Origin of the sequence: Natrinema sp. DC36, assembly GCF_020405225.1 — an archaeon.
Lineage (GTDB): Archaea > Halobacteriota > Halobacteria > Halobacteriales > Natrialbaceae > Natrinema.
On record NZ_CP084473.1, the window covers coordinates 25,519 to 42,427 of the forward strand.

The 16,909-nt window shown below is 56.0% G+C and carries 15 protein-coding genes and 3 pseudogenes; 13 read left to right on the forward strand and 5 right to left on the reverse strand.

Going from position 1 to position 16,909, the window contains the following annotated elements; all coding sequences use genetic code 11:
• The first annotated feature begins 723 nt into the window (after nucleotides 1–723).
• The 7 genes and pseudogenes from LDH74_RS21175 (at nucleotide 724) to LDH74_RS21205 (ending at nucleotide 8,898) form a co-directional block, all read left to right on the forward strand.
• Nucleotides 724–1,629, forward strand: a complete 906-nt coding sequence (locus LDH74_RS21175) for a phosphatase PAP2 family protein (RefSeq protein ID WP_226040039.1) — start codon at nucleotides 724–726, stop codon at nucleotides 1,627–1,629.
• A gap of 193 nt (nucleotides 1,630–1,822) precedes the next feature.
• Nucleotides 1,823–2,038 carry a hypothetical protein gene (locus LDH74_RS21180; protein ID WP_226042753.1) on the forward strand — a complete coding sequence of 72 codons (216 nt, stop codon included), beginning with the start codon at nucleotides 1,823–1,825 and terminating at the stop codon, nucleotides 2,036–2,038.
• 338 nt (nucleotides 2,039–2,376) lie between these two features.
• Nucleotides 2,377–2,556 (forward strand): annotated as a pseudogene (locus tag LDH74_RS21185) (hypothetical protein).
• 562 nt (nucleotides 2,557–3,118) lie between these two features.
• Nucleotides 3,119–3,682 carry a hypothetical protein gene (locus LDH74_RS21190; protein WP_226042754.1) on the forward strand — a complete coding sequence of 188 codons (564 nt, stop codon included), beginning with the start codon at nucleotides 3,119–3,121 and terminating at the stop codon, nucleotides 3,680–3,682.
• A gap of 230 nt (nucleotides 3,683–3,912) precedes the next feature.
• Nucleotides 3,913–4,773, forward strand: a complete 861-nt coding sequence (locus tag LDH74_RS21195; RefSeq protein ID WP_226042755.1) for an IS5 family transposase — start codon at nucleotides 3,913–3,915, stop codon at nucleotides 4,771–4,773.
• A gap of 213 nt (nucleotides 4,774–4,986) precedes the next feature.
• The gene (locus LDH74_RS21200) at nucleotides 4,987–8,040 is read left to right on the forward strand and encodes a PAS domain S-box protein (RefSeq protein WP_226042756.1); all 3,054 of its coding nucleotides are present in this window, start codon (nucleotides 4,987–4,989) and stop codon (nucleotides 8,038–8,040) included.
• A 366-nt stretch (nucleotides 8,041–8,406) separates the two neighbouring features.
• Nucleotides 8,407–8,898: an MOSC domain-containing protein gene (locus LDH74_RS21205; protein ID WP_226042757.1), complete on the forward strand. Its 492-nt coding sequence runs from the start codon at nucleotides 8,407–8,409 to the stop codon at nucleotides 8,896–8,898.
• A 113-nt stretch (nucleotides 8,899–9,011) separates the two neighbouring features.
• Here LDH74_RS21205 and LDH74_RS21210 read toward each other — a convergent pair whose 3' ends face one another.
• Complete coding sequence (locus LDH74_RS21210; RefSeq protein ID WP_226042758.1) at nucleotides 9,012–10,196, reverse strand: aminotransferase class I/II-fold pyridoxal phosphate-dependent enzyme; 1,185 nt, start codon at nucleotides 10,194–10,196, stop codon at nucleotides 9,012–9,014.
• A gap of 199 nt (nucleotides 10,197–10,395) precedes the next feature.
• On the opposite strand from LDH74_RS21210, the pseudogene LDH74_RS26685 reads away from it, so the two are divergent.
• Together LDH74_RS26685 and LDH74_RS21215 are read left to right on the forward strand one after the other, a co-directional pair.
• Nucleotides 10,396–10,563: pseudogene (locus LDH74_RS26685) on the forward strand (antibiotic biosynthesis monooxygenase); the annotation flags it as partial.
• A gap of 574 nt (nucleotides 10,564–11,137) precedes the next feature.
• Nucleotides 11,138–11,338, forward strand: a complete 201-nt coding sequence (locus LDH74_RS21215; protein ID WP_226042759.1) for a hypothetical protein — start codon at nucleotides 11,138–11,140, stop codon at nucleotides 11,336–11,338.
• Between the two features lie 17 nt (nucleotides 11,339–11,355).
• On the opposite strand, the gene LDH74_RS26525 is transcribed toward LDH74_RS21215, so the two are convergent.
• The 4 genes and pseudogenes from LDH74_RS26525 to LDH74_RS21230 form a co-directional block, all read right to left on the reverse strand.
• Nucleotides 11,356–11,490 carry a hypothetical protein gene (locus tag LDH74_RS26525; RefSeq protein ID WP_255681010.1) on the reverse strand — a complete coding sequence of 45 codons (135 nt, stop codon included), beginning with the start codon at nucleotides 11,488–11,490 and terminating at the stop codon, nucleotides 11,356–11,358.
• 351 nt (nucleotides 11,491–11,841) lie between these two features.
• Nucleotides 11,842–12,567, reverse strand: a complete 726-nt coding sequence (locus LDH74_RS21220; protein ID WP_226042760.1) for a helix-turn-helix domain-containing protein — start codon at nucleotides 12,565–12,567, stop codon at nucleotides 11,842–11,844.
• Nucleotides 12,568–12,647: 80 nt separating this feature from the next.
• Entirely contained in the window at nucleotides 12,648–13,787 is a 1,140-nt protein-coding gene (locus LDH74_RS21225) for an acyl-CoA dehydrogenase family protein (protein ID WP_226042761.1), read from the reverse strand.
• 96 nt (nucleotides 13,788–13,883) lie between these two features.
• Nucleotides 13,884–14,291: pseudogene (locus tag LDH74_RS21230) on the reverse strand (transposase); the annotation flags it as partial.
• Between the two features lie 333 nt (nucleotides 14,292–14,624).
• Here LDH74_RS21230 and LDH74_RS21235 point away from each other — a divergent pair.
• The 4 genes from LDH74_RS21235 to LDH74_RS21250 all read left to right on the forward strand — a co-directional run bounded on the left by LDH74_RS21235 (nucleotide 14,625) and on the right by LDH74_RS21250 (nucleotide 16,650).
• Complete coding sequence (locus LDH74_RS21235) at nucleotides 14,625–14,900, forward strand: PadR family transcriptional regulator (RefSeq protein WP_226042762.1); 276 nt, start codon at nucleotides 14,625–14,627, stop codon at nucleotides 14,898–14,900.
• Between the two features lie 93 nt (nucleotides 14,901–14,993).
• On the forward strand, nucleotides 14,994–15,299 hold the full coding sequence (locus LDH74_RS21240) for a hypothetical protein (protein ID WP_226042763.1): 306 nt from the start codon (nucleotides 14,994–14,996) through the stop codon (nucleotides 15,297–15,299).
• A 698-nt stretch (nucleotides 15,300–15,997) separates the two neighbouring features.
• On the forward strand, nucleotides 15,998–16,228 hold the full coding sequence (locus tag LDH74_RS21245) for a UPF0175 family protein (protein WP_226042764.1): 231 nt from the start codon (nucleotides 15,998–16,000) through the stop codon (nucleotides 16,226–16,228).
• Between the two features lie 128 nt (nucleotides 16,229–16,356).
• Nucleotides 16,357–16,650, forward strand: a complete 294-nt coding sequence (locus LDH74_RS21250; protein ID WP_226042765.1) for a PadR family transcriptional regulator — start codon at nucleotides 16,357–16,359, stop codon at nucleotides 16,648–16,650.
• Nucleotides 16,651–16,909 lie beyond the last annotated feature (259 nt).

The window sequence follows — 16,909 nt, forward strand, 5'->3', positions numbered from 1 at the left end:
GATTTGGGACAGTACAACGGTGCTGCTCCACTAGTAGGAGAGGATGGAACCTCGATAATGATTGTTGTCAAGTCTGCTTAGGAGGGAAGAGATTGGACTATGACCGAACGGCAAGTACAGGTAACCTACCTACCAGTAAATTCGAAATCAGTGCCGCCACAGTCTGGGCAAGAATCCACTCTCATAGGTTCTGGCTCAGGAGAATCTTCAGCAAGAAGAACAAACCTGCAGCCACGGCACTCTATAAACTCCGTAAGAGCGGCCATTTTTCGTAGTGTGATTTATCAGGACTTTCCTGATAAGGCTTCACCTTGCCTCTGAATTTTCCGTTTATAAATTTCAGATTCTAACCAGGAATTGCCGACCCGAAGTAGGGATTTTGGAGTGATATCGGCCTCGTACTGGTGAAAGTAGTAAGTACAGGTGATTTATGTTCTGTAACAGCATATAATGCATTGGCGGCCTCCACAAGTGGTTGGAGTCTTGGGAGCGTCTGAGGCCATCGCTCCCACTAATTTCTAATAGCGGGTGAATAGCTTCTCCGTGTTCTGATACCAGTCTACCGTTGAGTTCGCAGCTGAAGTTACCGAAAGCGCTGCGTCTGAGAACACAGACAGAGCCGGACAGTCAATTGTGATTAGCGGTCAGTACAGACGAAGCGCATATCGATCAGTACAGACCAAGGTCTTAACGGAACTGAAGCCGATATATTCTCGTACGAGTATGTTCGGAGGTGACCGTGGTCTCGGGCTGGCCGAGGTGCTTCACGAGTCAGCGTCAGAACCCGTTCTTATAGTCTTCGCTCTACTAACCCAGCTCGGCGACGTTTGGTTTCTCTTCCTGTTGGGGGGTCTTCTGTACGTCGCCGGCGATCAGTTTCCGCGGTGGGGGATCGATCGGCGGCGTGGCCTGTTTGTGCTCGGTCTCCTACTCACGTACGTGGCTCTCATCGGGGTGCTCAAGCATTTCTTTCTGCTCCCTCGGCCCCCGGGAGCGGGTGAGCCACCCGTCATTGCGTGGCTTCCAGCCGTCTTCCAGGGCGTGTTAGCTTCGATCGCGACTGGGTCGGGCCCCGGATTTCCGAGTGGCCACGCCTTCGGGAGTACGATCGTCTGGGGTGGGTTCGCACTCGTCGTCTTCGAAGACAAATTTTCGCCGGGGTGGCTCGGAGTCGCAGCCGTCGTCGGTCTCGTCTCGCTCTCACGACTTATCTTGGGCGTCCACTATCTCGTTGATGTCGTAGTCGGGGTCGGTTTCGGAGTGGTGGTGCTGGGTGTGCTCTACGTGATCGCCGATCGAGGTACTGCCCCTGCTCGAGTACTCCTCATCGCGGTCGGTGCTGGCGCCCTGGGACTAATCCAGGGAGCCACCTTCGAGAGCGTGGCCGCGCTCGGAAGTGGCGTCGGCGGGTGGCTCGTCTGGCGTGGCATCGCCGATTCAACGCCCGCTCACCCGTCAAACCGCCGAGAGGCAGCTGCTGGATTCGTTGTGTTCGGATTGGCAGGCGGTTTCTTCGCGCTGATGTATGCTGTCGAACCGCCACTACTGGCCACGTTTTTCGGCTCCGCGATCGCCGTCGGTGGGGCCGTTATCGCCCCTTTGGCCGGTGAGAAACTCCTTGATTGGTGAGGTGCGTGACTACGCGGCTAAGAGGAAGCCAGGGCGGTCGTATCCATGGACGAACAATACGCATCTGTAGTTACCGAATTGTACGTATCAGTTTCACGTCCGATTCTACGGGACCGCAAGGGCCGCCCCGATACCGGTGGGGCGTCTGGATGGTTCCAGGACCTCAAGCAGGCCCGCGACGAACTACTCAAGGATGACTGACTCAGACTGCCATTCCAGCATTCGGATCTACGAGCGTTCATCGCCCGACGACTACGACTTTACGGCTGGTGGCGCAGCTGCGCTCCTCGAGCACGTCAACACCGAACACGCCGGGGAGTATCAACGGGAGGACTGGCCGGCTACCGACATCGCCCAGGAAGAACGGCACTTGGACGAGGACGACAACGACGGATCGACCGATAAGTAAACGAGGCTTCTCTTCCGTTCATCCGCTGGTAACATCGTTGTTACCAACATATCCAGCCAATAGAGTTATTCGAGAACGGACCCGAGATGATGATGACGAGGGGGAATGGGTTCTAGTCGTTGCCCGACAGAATCCGCCCGACCCGAGACATACGGTCCCTCGTCTTCCGAGATCGGATCACGTTCCGACGTGAAGCCAATAGCCAAATTGTCAAACCTGATCTCGGACCCACCCAAGTCGATACCCATTGACGTTGGATGGGGGCTCAACGCTGACATCCCCTGTCGGCGTTTCTGCGACGCGAGAATTTATATACGGAGCCGCGGCCAACGCCGGCGATGTCCCCCACCAATCGTCGCGAAGGTCTCTTGATCGCCGTCGAACTGACCGAGTTCAGCGTTCACGACGAGGATGCCGATTCCGAACTCGCCGAGCACGCCTAGCAGCTGGCCGCCGATCGCCTCGTCGATCACGATGTTGGACCTGCCGAAGCCGTCGACGCGCTCGAGATCGGGTAACTATCGCTAAGCGTATAATCGCCTCGAGAAACCTCAAAAGGCCGCCCGGATGGGCGCAGGGGGATGGCCGCCGGACGGAATAAGGACAAGGTCCAGGGTTGGGTGCTGTTTGGATCGTGTCGCGCGGTGGGAACGCGACAGTGAATATGTTCGTCCGGTCCTATATCAATCCCGCTCCGATTCCAAGTGTGTTGGAACTGTCCTCCTGATCCATTCAGATCCCGCCGAGTTCGGGAAGCTACTCTTCTGTAAGTTCGAGTTCGACACACCAGCGTTCGCCCTGGTAGCCGGTGAACGACAACTGTCAGTTCTGGATGAGATACGCCCCTGCTTCGAAGCCGGCCGCTTCCGGCGCATCGATCGTCATCGTCTGGGTGCCCCCACTCGAGTCCTCGACGAAGGACTTGCCGTCCGGAACTGATCGCTTGAGGAGCGAATCTGAAGGAACGGAGACCGCTCGTTCCAGTCAGAAACTGCTCTCCTCCACCAACAACTCGCTCTCGATAATCGTTTTTTCGCGCCTGATGGGTGAGGCGCGACAATGTGTGCCTCGAGAGTACCCATGAGTACAGATCGACCGATCCATCGCGAGCAACACCAGGACCACCACCATGATTGCAACGACACCAGTGACCGAGAGCGACGCTATTCCGGCGACGTCGCTCAACTGAAAAGGCACGAACTCGTCGCCATCGACGAGTGGCTGCCAGGTACAGATCCAACACCGTACGAGATCGACCTCACCGATGGTTGTGAGTACCGCACACGGTACTGGCGCTGCCGGAACTGCGGCCAGGAGCGAAATCGTCGTAGCCAGTTCATCGACCACTGTGAAACACCAGATCCACCGACCCCACTCGAGGCCGGTGGCTACTCGATCGAGGATTCGCGAACCCGGCGTGCATTGAGCGAGGAGATGGACGTCCGGTTCGCTAGGGTGGGCTCGATCTACGAGGTTGTCAGCGAGAGCGGGAACACCTACGAAGTCGACGTTGAGACGGAGACGTGTACCTGTCCTGATTGTGAACAACGCCAGCCCACTGGTGGGTGCAAGCATCTCAGACGTGTCGACCTCGAGATCCGAACTGGGATCACCCCCGCTCCGGATGGAACGTTCAATCGATAACAGTAGTTGGTAATACGATTTCTTAATTCAGAGGTGGGCAGGAAACCCGCGTTCAGTACAGGTGAAGGAGTTACCAGAGTGATTACCAACCTCTCAGAAGGATGCCAGAAATGGTGTACTGAATACAGAGAATGGGCCTTGTTTAGACGCTCAAACTTCAGCTGTGTAGAGCCGATCGTATTAGTATCGTCGTGCTAGTAGATCCAGGGAAATGCCAAATCTACTAGGAAATGAAGCGGGACGAGTTGGGTGTGCAAACCAAGACCGCCCGCTTCACGAAAACCGTTGTATCGCTTGCTCAAAAAGCCGTCGCTGGAGATCCTGAACCGGCCTATCGTCCGGGCAAGGACGGATACGCTGATTGGGTAATTCTCGCCGTTCAGGGGTTGAAAGAGTATCTCGGACATCCCTACAGGAAACTGCTCGATGTCCTTAAAGAGATGCCGCGAGTTGCGAAAATGCTTGAGCTGACGGCTGAGACGTTGCCGCACTTCTCGACTGTTTGTACACGAAAACAAGAAATCCCGATGAAGCGGTGGCGAGCAATTCTTGATTCTTCGGTTGACTTGTACGAACTCGGTGATATCCAAGCAATCGACGCAACCGGCGTCGATCGCGTTCAGGCCAGCCAGCACTACGCAAAACGGACGGACTATACGTTCGAGGCAGTGAAGACGACGCTGCTCATCGATTGTGAAACCAGTGCGATTATCGACATACATTGTTCGATGAAACAACCGCATGATACACAGGTCGGCTGGCAGGTGTTAGTGCGGAATTTAGACGAATTGACGACTGTCGCTGCCGATAAGGGCTACGACTGGGAGGAGCTTCGTACGAGGTTGCGTGCGGAAAGTATCATACCACTGATTCCGAAACGAGATCCTGGGTTGCGGGGTTGGGCGAGAAATTCACTCATCAAGGATCGGGCGTATCACCAGCGTTCGAACGCTGAATCGGTGTTTTTCGGGCTCCGACGCAGATACGGTGATACGCTCTGGTCGAGAACCTGGTTCGGCCAATTCCGTGAACTTGTCATGAAATCAGCCGTCCGCAACATCGAACGCGCCATCGAGGACTCACACCTGTGAAATTACGCGTTCAAACAAGGCCCAGAGAATGAGTTTAGCTCAGTGGCTCCGACAACGGTGCCCTCAGGAGACCCGCTCACCAAGCGCAAGACTGATGCCTGAAACCCAAAACGAGAGAGCAACCCGTCATCTCACGGTATCTAATCCAAGAGCGGTTCCAAACTCGATCAGTACACGACGAACTTATCCAATCTGGGATTCACCATAGTTCATATGAGCGATCAAGCAGGGTCTCCAGGGGGCGGATTTTGGGCGGACGCTGCCGGCGAACGTGCACTCGATCACTATGCCACGCTCGTTAATATGATCGACGATGGCATCTATCAGCTTGACGCCGAGGGGCGGTTCATCGCGGTTAACGACACCATTGTTGAATTAACCGGCTACTCTCGAGAGGATCTCCTCGGCGAGCACGCGTCACTCGTGCTAATCGACGAGGAGGTCAGTCGTATCCAGCACGAGATTGACCGGCAGCTCACTGACGACCGCCAGAACGAGGCTATCGAGTTCACAGCCTTGACGGTTGACGGCGACACGATCCCGTGCGAGTTGGAGATGCACCTCCTCGTTGAGGACAGAACGTTGCAGGGGTCCATAGGGATTGTGCGCGACATCACCGAGCGCAAGCAGGCGGAACGCGAACTCCGACAGGAACGCGATCTCGTCAAAGGAATCGTCGAGACCAGTCCCGTTGGAATCGCAGTCGTCGACGCCGATGGCGAGGTGACCTTCGCCAATGAGCACGCCGAGGAGATATACGGTCGCTCCCGCGACGAGCTCGGTGGTTTCTCTCACGACGACCCTCGTTGGGATCTCGTCAACGAGAACGGTGAGCCGCTTGAGACCGGGGAAGCACCGTTCGACCGCGTGGTCACGAAGGAAGAGGCGATCTATGATCAGGTCCTCGGCCTTCGCAAGCCCTCCGGTGAGCGCGTGTGGGTGTCAGTCAACGGCGCCCCGCAACGGAACGAAGACGATGAACTGGAACAGGCCGTATTCGCGTTCGAGGATGTGACTGAGCAACGCGAAAACGAGCGCAAACTCGAGAAGAGCGAGCGTCGGTACCGGACGCTCGTCGAGAACTTCCCGAATGGATCGGTGGGAATGTTCGACGAGGACATGCAGTACACCGCCGTTGGTGGACAACTTTTGAATACGCTCGATATGGAGCCGGAGAACCGAATCGGGAGCACCATCCACGAACTCCATCCGGACAGCCTCGTCGAACAAATCGAGCCATACTTTCAGGGCGCACTCGAGGGAGAGACCGATACCTTCGAGATCGAATTCGAGAGCCGACACCTCCACGCACACGCTCTCCCGGTTAGGGACGCCACAGACGAGGTGTTCGCCGGTATGCTCGTCGTCTGGGATGCCACCGAGCGCAAGGATCGCGAACGCGAACTCAATCGAAATAAGGAACAGTTCGAGACTCTGTTCGAAGTGCTCCCGGTCGGTGTCGTCGTCGCGGAGGCTAACGGGGAGATAATCAAGGCCAACGATACCGCACACACTATCTGGGGCGGGGACGTGTTCGACGCCGACTCCATCGAGGAGTACGACCAGTACCCAGTTCGATGGGCTGATTCGGGCGAGCCGGTCCCCCCGGAGGAGATGACGCTGGCCCGCGTAGTCGATGGTGAGGAGGTGACCGAGCCAGACATCTTCGAGATCGATACTACTGACGGCAAACGACGGATCATCCGAGCGGAGGGCATGCCGATCCGGGACGAGACTGGCGAGGTGATTCGCGGAGTCGTCACCCTGAGCGACATTACCGAGCGCAAGAAGGCCCAGCGTCAACTCGCAGAATCTGAGCGACTCTACCGCACATTGGCCGAGAACTTTCCGAACGGGACGGTCGGCGTCTACGACCACGACCTCCGGTACATGCTGGCGGCAGGGGAGAAAGTGGGAGGTCCCGCACCCAGCGCAGAGGAAATCGAAGGGACACGAATGCCAGAGCTATACCCCGACGATGCCGTGGCGGATCTCGAGCCGTTGTTCCGGACTGCCATCGAAGACGGCGAGACCGGAACTATCGAAACCGAGGTCGTCGGTCGTGACTGGCGGGTGTGGGCCACGCCGTTACGGGATGCGGACGGCGAGATATACGCCGGATTGAGCTTCGCCCAAGATATCACCGAGCGCAAGGAGCACAAACGCGAACTTGAACGGGCGCTCGACTTGCTCGAGCGGACTGAGCGCATCGCGGACGTTGGCGGTTGGGAGATCGATCCGCAGACCCAGGACGTGTTCTGGACTGACCACATCTTCGAACTCCTGGAGGTGCACACCGATGAGGAACCGCCCCTGGACGAGGCGCTCGACATGTACCACGAAGCGGACAAGCCGATTGTCGAGGAGGCCATTGAGGACGCGCTCGCCTCCGGAAACCCCTTTGATATCGAGGTGCGGCTACGGACAGCAGCTACCGATGAGATACGCTGGCTTCGACTTCAGGGGGCTCCGGAGACCGTCGACGATAAGGTTGTCTCGTTCCGCGGGGCGGCTCAAGACATCACCGAACGTAAACAGCGCGAGCAGCGACTCGAAGAACTGATCGCCAAGCTCGAGGAATCCAACGAACGCCTCGAACAATTCGCCTACGCCGCCTCCCACGACCTCCAAGAACCCCTACGGATGGTCTCGAGCTACCTCCAGCTGTTAGAAAATCGCTATGCTGACGACCTCGACGAGGACGCGCAAGACTTCATCGAGTTCGCGGTCGACGGTGCTGACCGAATGCGCAACATGGTCGAGGGGCTCCTTCAGTACTCACGAGTCGAGACACGGGGTGACAACTTCGAGCCAGTCGATCTGGACGCCGTCATCGCGGACGTCTGCGATGATCTTCAAGTTCGGATCAAGGAGGCCGATGCTGAGATCACCGCTGACTCGCTGCCCCATGTCGACGGAGACGAGGAGCAGTTGCGTCAAGTGTTCCAGAACCTGCTGGACAACGCCATTGAGTACAGCGGCGATGAACCGCCCAAGGTGGACATCTCAGCCGAACGAAACGGGTCTAAATGGGTTGTCTCGGTCAGCGACGAGGGGATCGGTATCGAGCCGAAAGACACCGACCGCGTCTTCGAGGTATTTCAGAGCCTCCACCCCCTAGACGAACACTCCGGTACCGGGGTCGGGCTCGCGTTGTGCGAGCGCATCGTCGAACGTCACGGCGGCGACATCTGGATTGACTCCGTACCTGGAGAGGGGACGACATTCTCGTTCACACTACCTGTGGCGAGTGACCACGAAGGGTAGACTATCTATAATAACCGGTTTCTTAAATTCGGTTTATACCGTGCAGAATGATGAATACATACTCACTATTCAGCAGGGCTCGTCAGACATCACCTGAAACTGGTAGGAACCCCAGCAGTCACTTCGCACACGTAGTTACCGTTCAGTACTGGGCAAACAGTTACCGGAACGCTCTTCGATCTCCGCAAGAACTGTCAAAATTGACCTGCTGAATACAGAGGATGAGTTCAGCGGGGCGGCTTCGTTTGTTTCACTCGGTAGCCAATGAACCAGCAACCCAGTATGATTTTCGGACATACCTCTGGGTTACTTGTCAACAATACCCACATCCGAGTGTTTATACTGTGCTAAACGCGCATAGCACACATGACCGGGAATGGCACTGTCGAACGAATTTTTATCGCACCTGAAGCCGAAGCGGAGATGGAAGAACAGACCGACGTTGAAGCAGTTGCCGGAAAGGGACTCCGAGGTGATCGCTACTTTAGCGAGATTGAGACGGGAACCTTTGTCGAGTGGGAGCCAGATGAGGAACGCCATGATGGGTACGACCTCACGTTGATCGAGCAAGAGGCTGTAACAGCAATCGAACGTGAAGCGGAAATCGAACTCGCACCGGGAGAACACCGACGAAACATCGAAACCCGTGATGTCGCACTCAACCATCTCGTTGGACAACGATTCCGAGTCGGTGACGTCATCTGCCGAGGAGATCGACTGTGTGAACCCTGTAATCATCTTCAGCGCATCACTCAGGACGGCGTATTGCAGGCACTCACTCACCGAGGTGGACTCCGAACGGACATTCTCGAAGATGGGATGATTCGCCCCGGAGACGTAATCGAACCGCTCGAATAATCTGCACTCTCTCGTTTAGATACAATTCATATTCCCGCTGTCGGCTGCCATATCTGGTGGACAATCGACGCGCTTGCGGATCGGGACAGTCGGGAGGAAAGGGGAACATGTACCTATGGTAGCGCCTTCTGGAAGTCTTCGCAGAGGTCATCGGCGTCTTCGAGGCCAACGGATACCCGGACCAACGTCTCGGGAATCTCCGCTGAATCCTCACTACGACTGAACTCGTCGGGGATCATTAGTGACGGTACCTCAACAAGGCTCTCGGCCCCACCAAGACTAGCCCCCGGCGTGAATACCTCAAGTCCCCCGACGAACGCCTCAAGTTCGATGAGTGTACCATCAAACTCGAAGGACAGCATCCCGCTGTACCCCGACATCTGCTCACTCGCAAGATCGTGTTGCGGGTGGCTCTCAAGACCCGGATAGTGGACACGAGCGACCCGGCCGTGGCTTTCGAGGAACCGGGCAACTACCATCGCGTTCTTCTCGTGATGTTCCATCCGCGCGGGAAGCGTCTTGATGCCTCGCGCAACGAGGTAGCAGTCGAACGGCGAAAGCATATTCCCAAGCCCAACCCGCTGCGTGAACGCTAATTGCTCGAAAACCCCACTGTCGTCGGTGATAACGGCACCACCGATCGAGTCGGAGTGCCCGTTGAGATACTTGGTGGTGCTGTGAACGACGACGTCAGCACCCAGTTCGAGTGGGGCTTGGTAGTACGGACTCGCAAAGGTACTGTCCACACCGAACAGAGCATCATGGTCATCAGCGATGTCGGCTATCGTTTGGATATCGCACAACCTAATCAAGGGATTCGACGGTGTTTCTGCCCAGATCAAGTCAGTGTCCGCGTCGACTGCATCGGCGACGTTGTCGGGGTCACAGGCGTCAACAAAATCGATGTCAACGCCGAGATGTCCGGCCATGTGTTCCGTGAGCAGTTTTTCGGTTCCGCTATAGATGGTATCCGAAGAGACGACGTGGCCTCCCGGGGGGACCAGTGACAGCATTGTCGTCGATGTGGCAGCCATTCCGGAGGCGAACGCCAACCCATGTTCGCCGCCTTCGAGGCGGGCTAACTGCTCTTCAAGAGCTGCCCGCGTCGGATTGCTCTCGCGCGAATAGTCGTGTTCATTGGCGTCCTCCCCGCTGGCCCACTCGAACGTAGTCGAAAGGTGGATCGGCGGGACGATGTCGTTCGTTCCATCTCTGTGAAGATGCGTTTCGGTTTCAGCTGCGCCGACTGCGATGGTTGCGAATCGATTCCTGTCGGACTGGCTATTGTGTCGTGTCATCAGATACTCACCACGGGACCCGCTCGGACCCGATTTAGAGGGGGGTTCATAGGAATGTTCTCAGTTGCAAAGGATAGGCGTGAAGTTCCCGGCGAGGGTGGCCAGAACCCAAACCCGACTTGGGCGTGGGTCAGCGAGTCATTGGTTGCTAACCGTTGTATGCTCCGAGTGGAAGCGTCTTGTTCGTGGGCGAGTGAAACACTACTGGGAGTCGTTGGACGCAATCGAGTCGTTTGGAGCGGATGCGGACCACAAACGCGCGAAACAGCGGTGGATGGAGTGGTACGATGCATATGAGGTCACCGTTACGAAAGTCATTGAGACATATGGAAGTAGGTTCGGTGACGATGCGACCCCACTCGTGTAGGGGATCACCGACTGGTTTGATTAGTGAAGTCCGCAAGCGGACAACGAGTTCTTCCCTGTACCGGCCAATTCAATAGCCCCGATCGAAACCTCCTGTTTCTGCAAGATACGCGCCCTGTATGCAGCACAACTCGCCAGACATCATTTGAAAAGGGTAGGATCCTCAGCGGTCACTCTACATCTGGAATTACCGAATTAGGCGATCCGGTTTCAGGAATCTTTCTGAATAAAGAAACCGTGCCACTATCTACTGATACACTGCGAGTTGAACTGGTCGTTCGCTCGATACGGTTTGTCGCCCCGAAAAGGGGTGTGGGGGTTCAACTGAAGCCCACCGCAGCAATCCATGCGAACACCTGATGTAGCAACAGCGTCGCCAAACGCAGAGACGACTCAGTTCCTGAAGCGAGGTGTCGCCAGATGACCGACGGCAACGCGTGCCGAATGCCGAGGTGTTCGGCACCCACTCGCGATCAGGCAGGATACACTGGCTGGTTCTGCTCAGATAGCTGTGAGGTCCGGTACGAACACCTGCAGGCGGACGCTCGAGATATGGCTCAGGAGGCTGCACCCTGATGCTCAAGCAGATCGACCACCGTGGCAAGCGCTTCACGATCGATGACAACGATGTCGTCGATGGCGAGAGAATCGACCGCTGTCGTCGGGCAGACGCCCTCGAACGGCAGGCCCAGCAAGAGCTTCGCGGACTCGAGCGTGCGAAAGCGGTCGCTGGGCCAGCTGGTGCGAATCCCGACGTCGAGGTACTCGATCGATGACGCCAGACGAGCCCGATCTACAGGACGTCCCTGAGTTTGACCGAGCTCATGGTGTCGACGATCCGGTTCCCGACTCGGCGTACAGTGATCAGGGGTCTCACCCAGAGCGTGGCGCCGTGGATAGTGGTCAGATTCCCGTCGACGATCTGCATGAGGCACTCCTCGCGGGCGTGAGTGAGGATACGCTACAGCGGAGGGGTGCGGGAGCTAATTCACAAAATCATAGATGTTTATCCGATATCACTGATACTATCACTCAATGCGCCGACTTACTGCGGTCGCGATCGCGGCACTCGTTCTCGTTTCAGTTCTAGCTGCTGGTTCAAGCGTGGCGGCTACCACCGCGACAACGCAACTCAGAGACACTACAACGGGAATTTCGTATGGGCCGGTCACTGACAGCAATATCGAGAATTTCGGCTCTGTTGAAATCCTATTAGTTAGACACTATTTATGGTAAAACGGGTGTTAGGTAGATCGCCGAACACAGCTTTCGAAGGACACTATGCGAGTCGCGTCAGACCGTTTCTCCCTAGTAAGACCGCCTCCACCTTGTGAAGGTGTTCGTGGAGCGTTGATGTGGTAATTTCCAATTCATCCGCCAATTCGCCAGCTGTCGTTTCCTTCGGGTACTCGTAATACCCCTGCTCACGAGCGAACTGGAATACCTCTAACTGGCGCTTCGTGAACTGATCCACCGGAAGTGTGGTCGGCGCAGTTCCAGGGCTCTGCTGCTTCATACTCCGCACATTAATCTCCGCACTCATCTGCTCACGAACCTCATCAAGCTTGACCTGAACCGTCTCCCGGTCATGGTTCGTTGCGAGACTCCAATACTCCCGCCCACCCCGAATGTCGATCGGTCCTGTACACACGAACCCACGAGAGGTGAGCGGCTGGCTGATCTGCTTTCGCCCATCGTGAACGACAAGGAGCTCGCGCGTTGCATTTCCTGGCTTCGGAATCGAGGTCTGCCGGAAGCCAGACGCCATCTGGGAGACAGAATGAACATTTTCAGACGCGCGAATGGCCTCAATTCCCTCTGTAACCGATTCGTGATCGTCCGCGTAGATTGTGAAGAGCGTCGTAACCTCGCTGCCAGTCATATAGATTCCATAGCCGAGAATCCCGACATCGAGACGCTCCGTAATTTCGATCTCCCAGCAATCAGGGTACCAGAGGTCGATAGATACATGAAGCGCTTCGTCAGATCGCTCAGGAGATGTCATCGTAATCGATTGTAGTTTAGAACTCTATTGACAACTGGATAACGGTTCCGTGAACAGTGAGACACAGCTGCTCGATTGCCTCAGTCGTCGTGTTGCTCGAAGGCTGCCTCAGCGAGCGTGTTCTTGTGACCTTCGTTCGGGCCGCCGGCAATCGTGAGGAGTTTCGCATCACGCAGATACCGCTCGACATCGTGTTCCGTAGTGTAACCGATACCACCGTGGAGTTGCATTGCCTCGTTAGCGTTGTCCACGGCGGCTTGTGTCGCATTGATTTTCGCCATACTGAACTCGCGTGTGACGTCGTGTCCGCGATCTGCACGGTCGGCTGCGCGGAGGGTGAGCAACCGGGCGGTATCGACTCGTTCGGCCATCTTGCCGACTTCCCAGCCGACTCCTTGGAAGTCGCTGATGTGCTGGCCGTACTGCTCACGACTGCTCGTATAGGCCACCGTGTCTTCGAGGGCAGCGCGGGCGATACCGACGCCGCGAGCGGGGACATTCACGCCAGTATGTAGCTCTCCACGCTGGACGTAGCCTTCGCCCTGTTCGCCGATGAGTCGATCATCGGGAACACGAACATCCGAGAGAGAGACGCGCGGGGACTTCACACTGTTCGCGCCCAGCGTCTCCCACACCGTCTCGACTTCGAAGTCGTCGGTCGGGACGAGAAACGTACTGATGTTGTGTGGCGTGTCCTCATCGGGACCGGTCTTCGCGTACGTGAGGACGTAGTCCGTATCGAAGAAGTTCGTCACCCACTGCTTATGGCCGTTGAGAACCCACTCATCGCCGTCACGTTCGGCGGTAGTCTCCATCTCCAGTTTATTACTCCCTGCGTTCGCCTCACTCAAGCCGAGAGCGCCGACAGTGTCGAAGGACGCCATCTCGGGGAGGAAGTCCTCGCGCTGCGCCTCGGTTCCGAAGCGCTCGACGACTTCCGCAACTCCGAGATGGAGTCCGATGGTGCTCGCCACGGACATCAGCCCAGCCGATAGCTCTTCGATCACTAACGCGAGCTCGACGAAGCCTTCGCCCCGTCCCCCGTACTCTTCCGGGATCGTCACGCCCGTCAAACGGCGTTCGCCGAGTTCGTCCAAGATCGTGCTCGGATACTCCTCCTCCCGGTCAAGGTCTCTCGCCTTTGGTTCGATCTCTTCTTTTGTGAACACCCGAACCTCATCTCGAAGAGCCCGTTGATCCTCGGTCAGGTCAAACCTCATATGTCATGGGGGGTGTCCATCGCCGAGTAAACCTAGGACCTGCTATAGCAGGCTATCTGGGGAACATCCGTGACGGGGACAATCTGTATCTACCGATTAGAGTGATCGGTCGAGGTTGTGCGTGAGGCAGGTGATGGCGAGTTCTCGAAACTGTTTCCACCAGTGGCGTGAGCGGATGAACGCACCGTACTTCCGCTTGAGGCGAGAGTTAACTGTCTCCTTCTGACTTCTCTGTCCGTAGAGGTCAGCGTCAAGTCGAGCGTTCCACGCTTTGTGGAGCGACGAAAACTCGCGGTGCTTGATAAGCGGGCGTAGATTCTCCTCGTGGGCTAACGCTCGAATCTTCTGGTCGTCATAGCCCTTGTCACCGAGGAGAATCGCCACCTCACCGGTGTTCCACTTGATGAGTGACGGTGCGATCTTCGAGTCATGTTTTCTGGTCGTCGTCACGTGAAGATCAAGGATGGCATTCGCTCTCGTGTCCACGAGAAGTGTGACTTTTACAGAGCCGTCCAGTCGGGCCGCACCCACAGTAGCAGAGAAGGCAGAGACGAGACCACTCGAGTGGCTGCTCAGTTCGACGCGATTGTGGCGTTGTTCGTCCCTCACGAGAGGTCGAAGGACAATATCTCAGGAATAACTCTTCATTCTTGCACCTAAGCCAGGTAGGTACGCTATCCACAGTTGGTAAACGAACCACCCTCCGCTACAATTTTCACTATTTGATTGAGCGTAAAACATATCCACCAGGGCACAACATTCTACCTTCACAGTGCGAAGACATACAATACTCCGTTGAAAGAAGTCAAATGCAGCATCGTTGAATACTCTCGTAATATGGATGACCTCACCGGCTTCCAACGAGACCTCCTGTACGTGATCGCAGGCGCCGACCGCCCGTCCGGCCAAGGTGTCAAGGAGAATATAGATGAGTATTATGAGAGCGAGATCAATCACGGCCGGCTGTACCCAAACCTCGACACGCTTGTCAACAAGGAGTTGGTCGAGAAGGGCGAACTCGATCGACGGACGAACTATTACGCGATCAGCGACGCAGGAGAGCAAGCAATCCAGAGTAGACGAGAGTGGGAAGATCAGTACGTCGAGTTGTAGTCCAACCCATATTCGTTCGTTCGAGAGCGTTGGAAATTCCGACCGTTTTGCCAATGATAAGGCTTATACTGGCAAAATTGAGTCTACCACTGTATGCCAAGTGAGAGAACGATGACAAATATCGTTACAGTAATCGGTCGTGGAGTGCCATCCAACTACGAAATTAGCGTCGATGGTGATATCGAACCAGTTGAGGCTGACCCGCTCGAGAAAACCATAGTAGTCTCGGAACATGCTGTCGAGGGGACGATCGAAACCGGAGTCCAACGGTTCCGGTTTTCTGGAGAACTGGCGAACGTGCATGTTCTCGATTGGAACGGAACCACTGCAGCCGAATCACCGAGCACACCGGAAGTCCACATCGATTACGGCGTCCCCGTCCGGAAGAACAACAGCTAGTAAATCCTACGGAGTTGTCTGAGAAAGCGCTTGCTGCTCGAGCGGTGGCCCATCTGCACGGCCTGGTTGTTTCCGGTAGATCCTGTTGCTATGAGCGCAGCTGCTAGTCGCAGCCACGGGCCAACTCGGTGGCGACCTTCGACGTTCCACGCGAGAGCGTACTTGAGAACCGAGGAAACGTGCAACCTGAATATCCCCTTCGGGGAATCCTCGCCCTTTAGGGCGGGGAGGATGTCAACTACAGAAACACAGGACCGGATCATCACGAAACTCGATGATGTCGTGTCCTCGGAGTGGCGCGAGCCAGCTGACTTCCTTAAGCCATTGACTAATTCGCCGTACAAGAAGTTACGAGTTGGGACCTATCGACTGGGGTGTCGACTCCAATCGGAAGAACGCATCGTACGCGTAGAGAGTGTTCGGAAGCGAGATGGAGCGTATTCAGCGGATTATTAATAAATAGATGACACTAATAGTGTGGAGACTTCAACGATAATACCGGAGTGAAACGTTCTAATGGTTACTATAGTCCTCGCTTCTTGGATCGATAGCTGAGCTGGGCACTCGTAGTATGGAGTAGCAGCCTCTCGAAACACACTCGTTACTGGCATATTCAGGAATTGCCAGTCAACTCAAATCGGCCACGCCAGACGAGGACACACTAATGACGCTGCCGCTCGAGTACACACCTATAACCCGTGACAACTGATCATTGCAGCCCCCATATCGACCACACTGAGGAGTTCGCCACTACTATCGGGTTCTACGTTCTCGGTGAAATTTTCCTTGGGAAGGCTGCAGAGCGGGCTGGCGTTACCCGCTGGGAGATGACAGAGATTCTCACTGAGGCCGGTGTTGAGGTTCGCTTTGGCCCACAGACCATGGACAACCTCGAGGATGAGGTCGAGACAGCACTCGACAGTGAATGAGCGAGTCGTCCGCTGTGATTTTGTCAGAATCTGAGACTCGTTTCTCACGCACATGCTGTCCCTGAAGCGCGCGTTTTCCTTTCACCAGTTCTCGGAACCCTTATAACACCATATCCAATAATTTCGATATGTACGATTTAACTGGCTTTCAGCGTGATGTCTTATATGTGATCGCCGGCCAAGATGAGCCCCATGGTCTTGCGATCAAAGACGAACTCGAGAACTACTACGAGACGGAGATCCATCACGGCCGGCTGTATCCCAACCTCGACGAAGTCGTCGACAAGGGTCTCGTCGAGAAAGGTGAACTCGATAAGCGAACGAACTACTACACGATCACTGCCCGCGGCCAGCGCGAGCTCGAGGCCCGGCGCGAGTGGGAAGATCAATATGTCGATGGATTCGACTCGAGCGACGAGTAGCTAGTTCGGCCAGCTATCGGAGGACGGCCCCTTCCTCGTGCGAATACGCCGTTTTCTCGGAGGATACGCTGGCCAGTTCTGCTCGGAAGTTATGAAGTCCGATATGACTATCTGCAGGCGGACGCTCGAGACGCGGCTCAGGAAGATAGGTACTGATGCTCGAGCAGATCGACCACCGTGGCAAGCGCTTCACGATCGATGACAACGACATCGTCGATGACGGGAGAATCGATCGCTGTCGTCGGGCAAACGCTCTCGA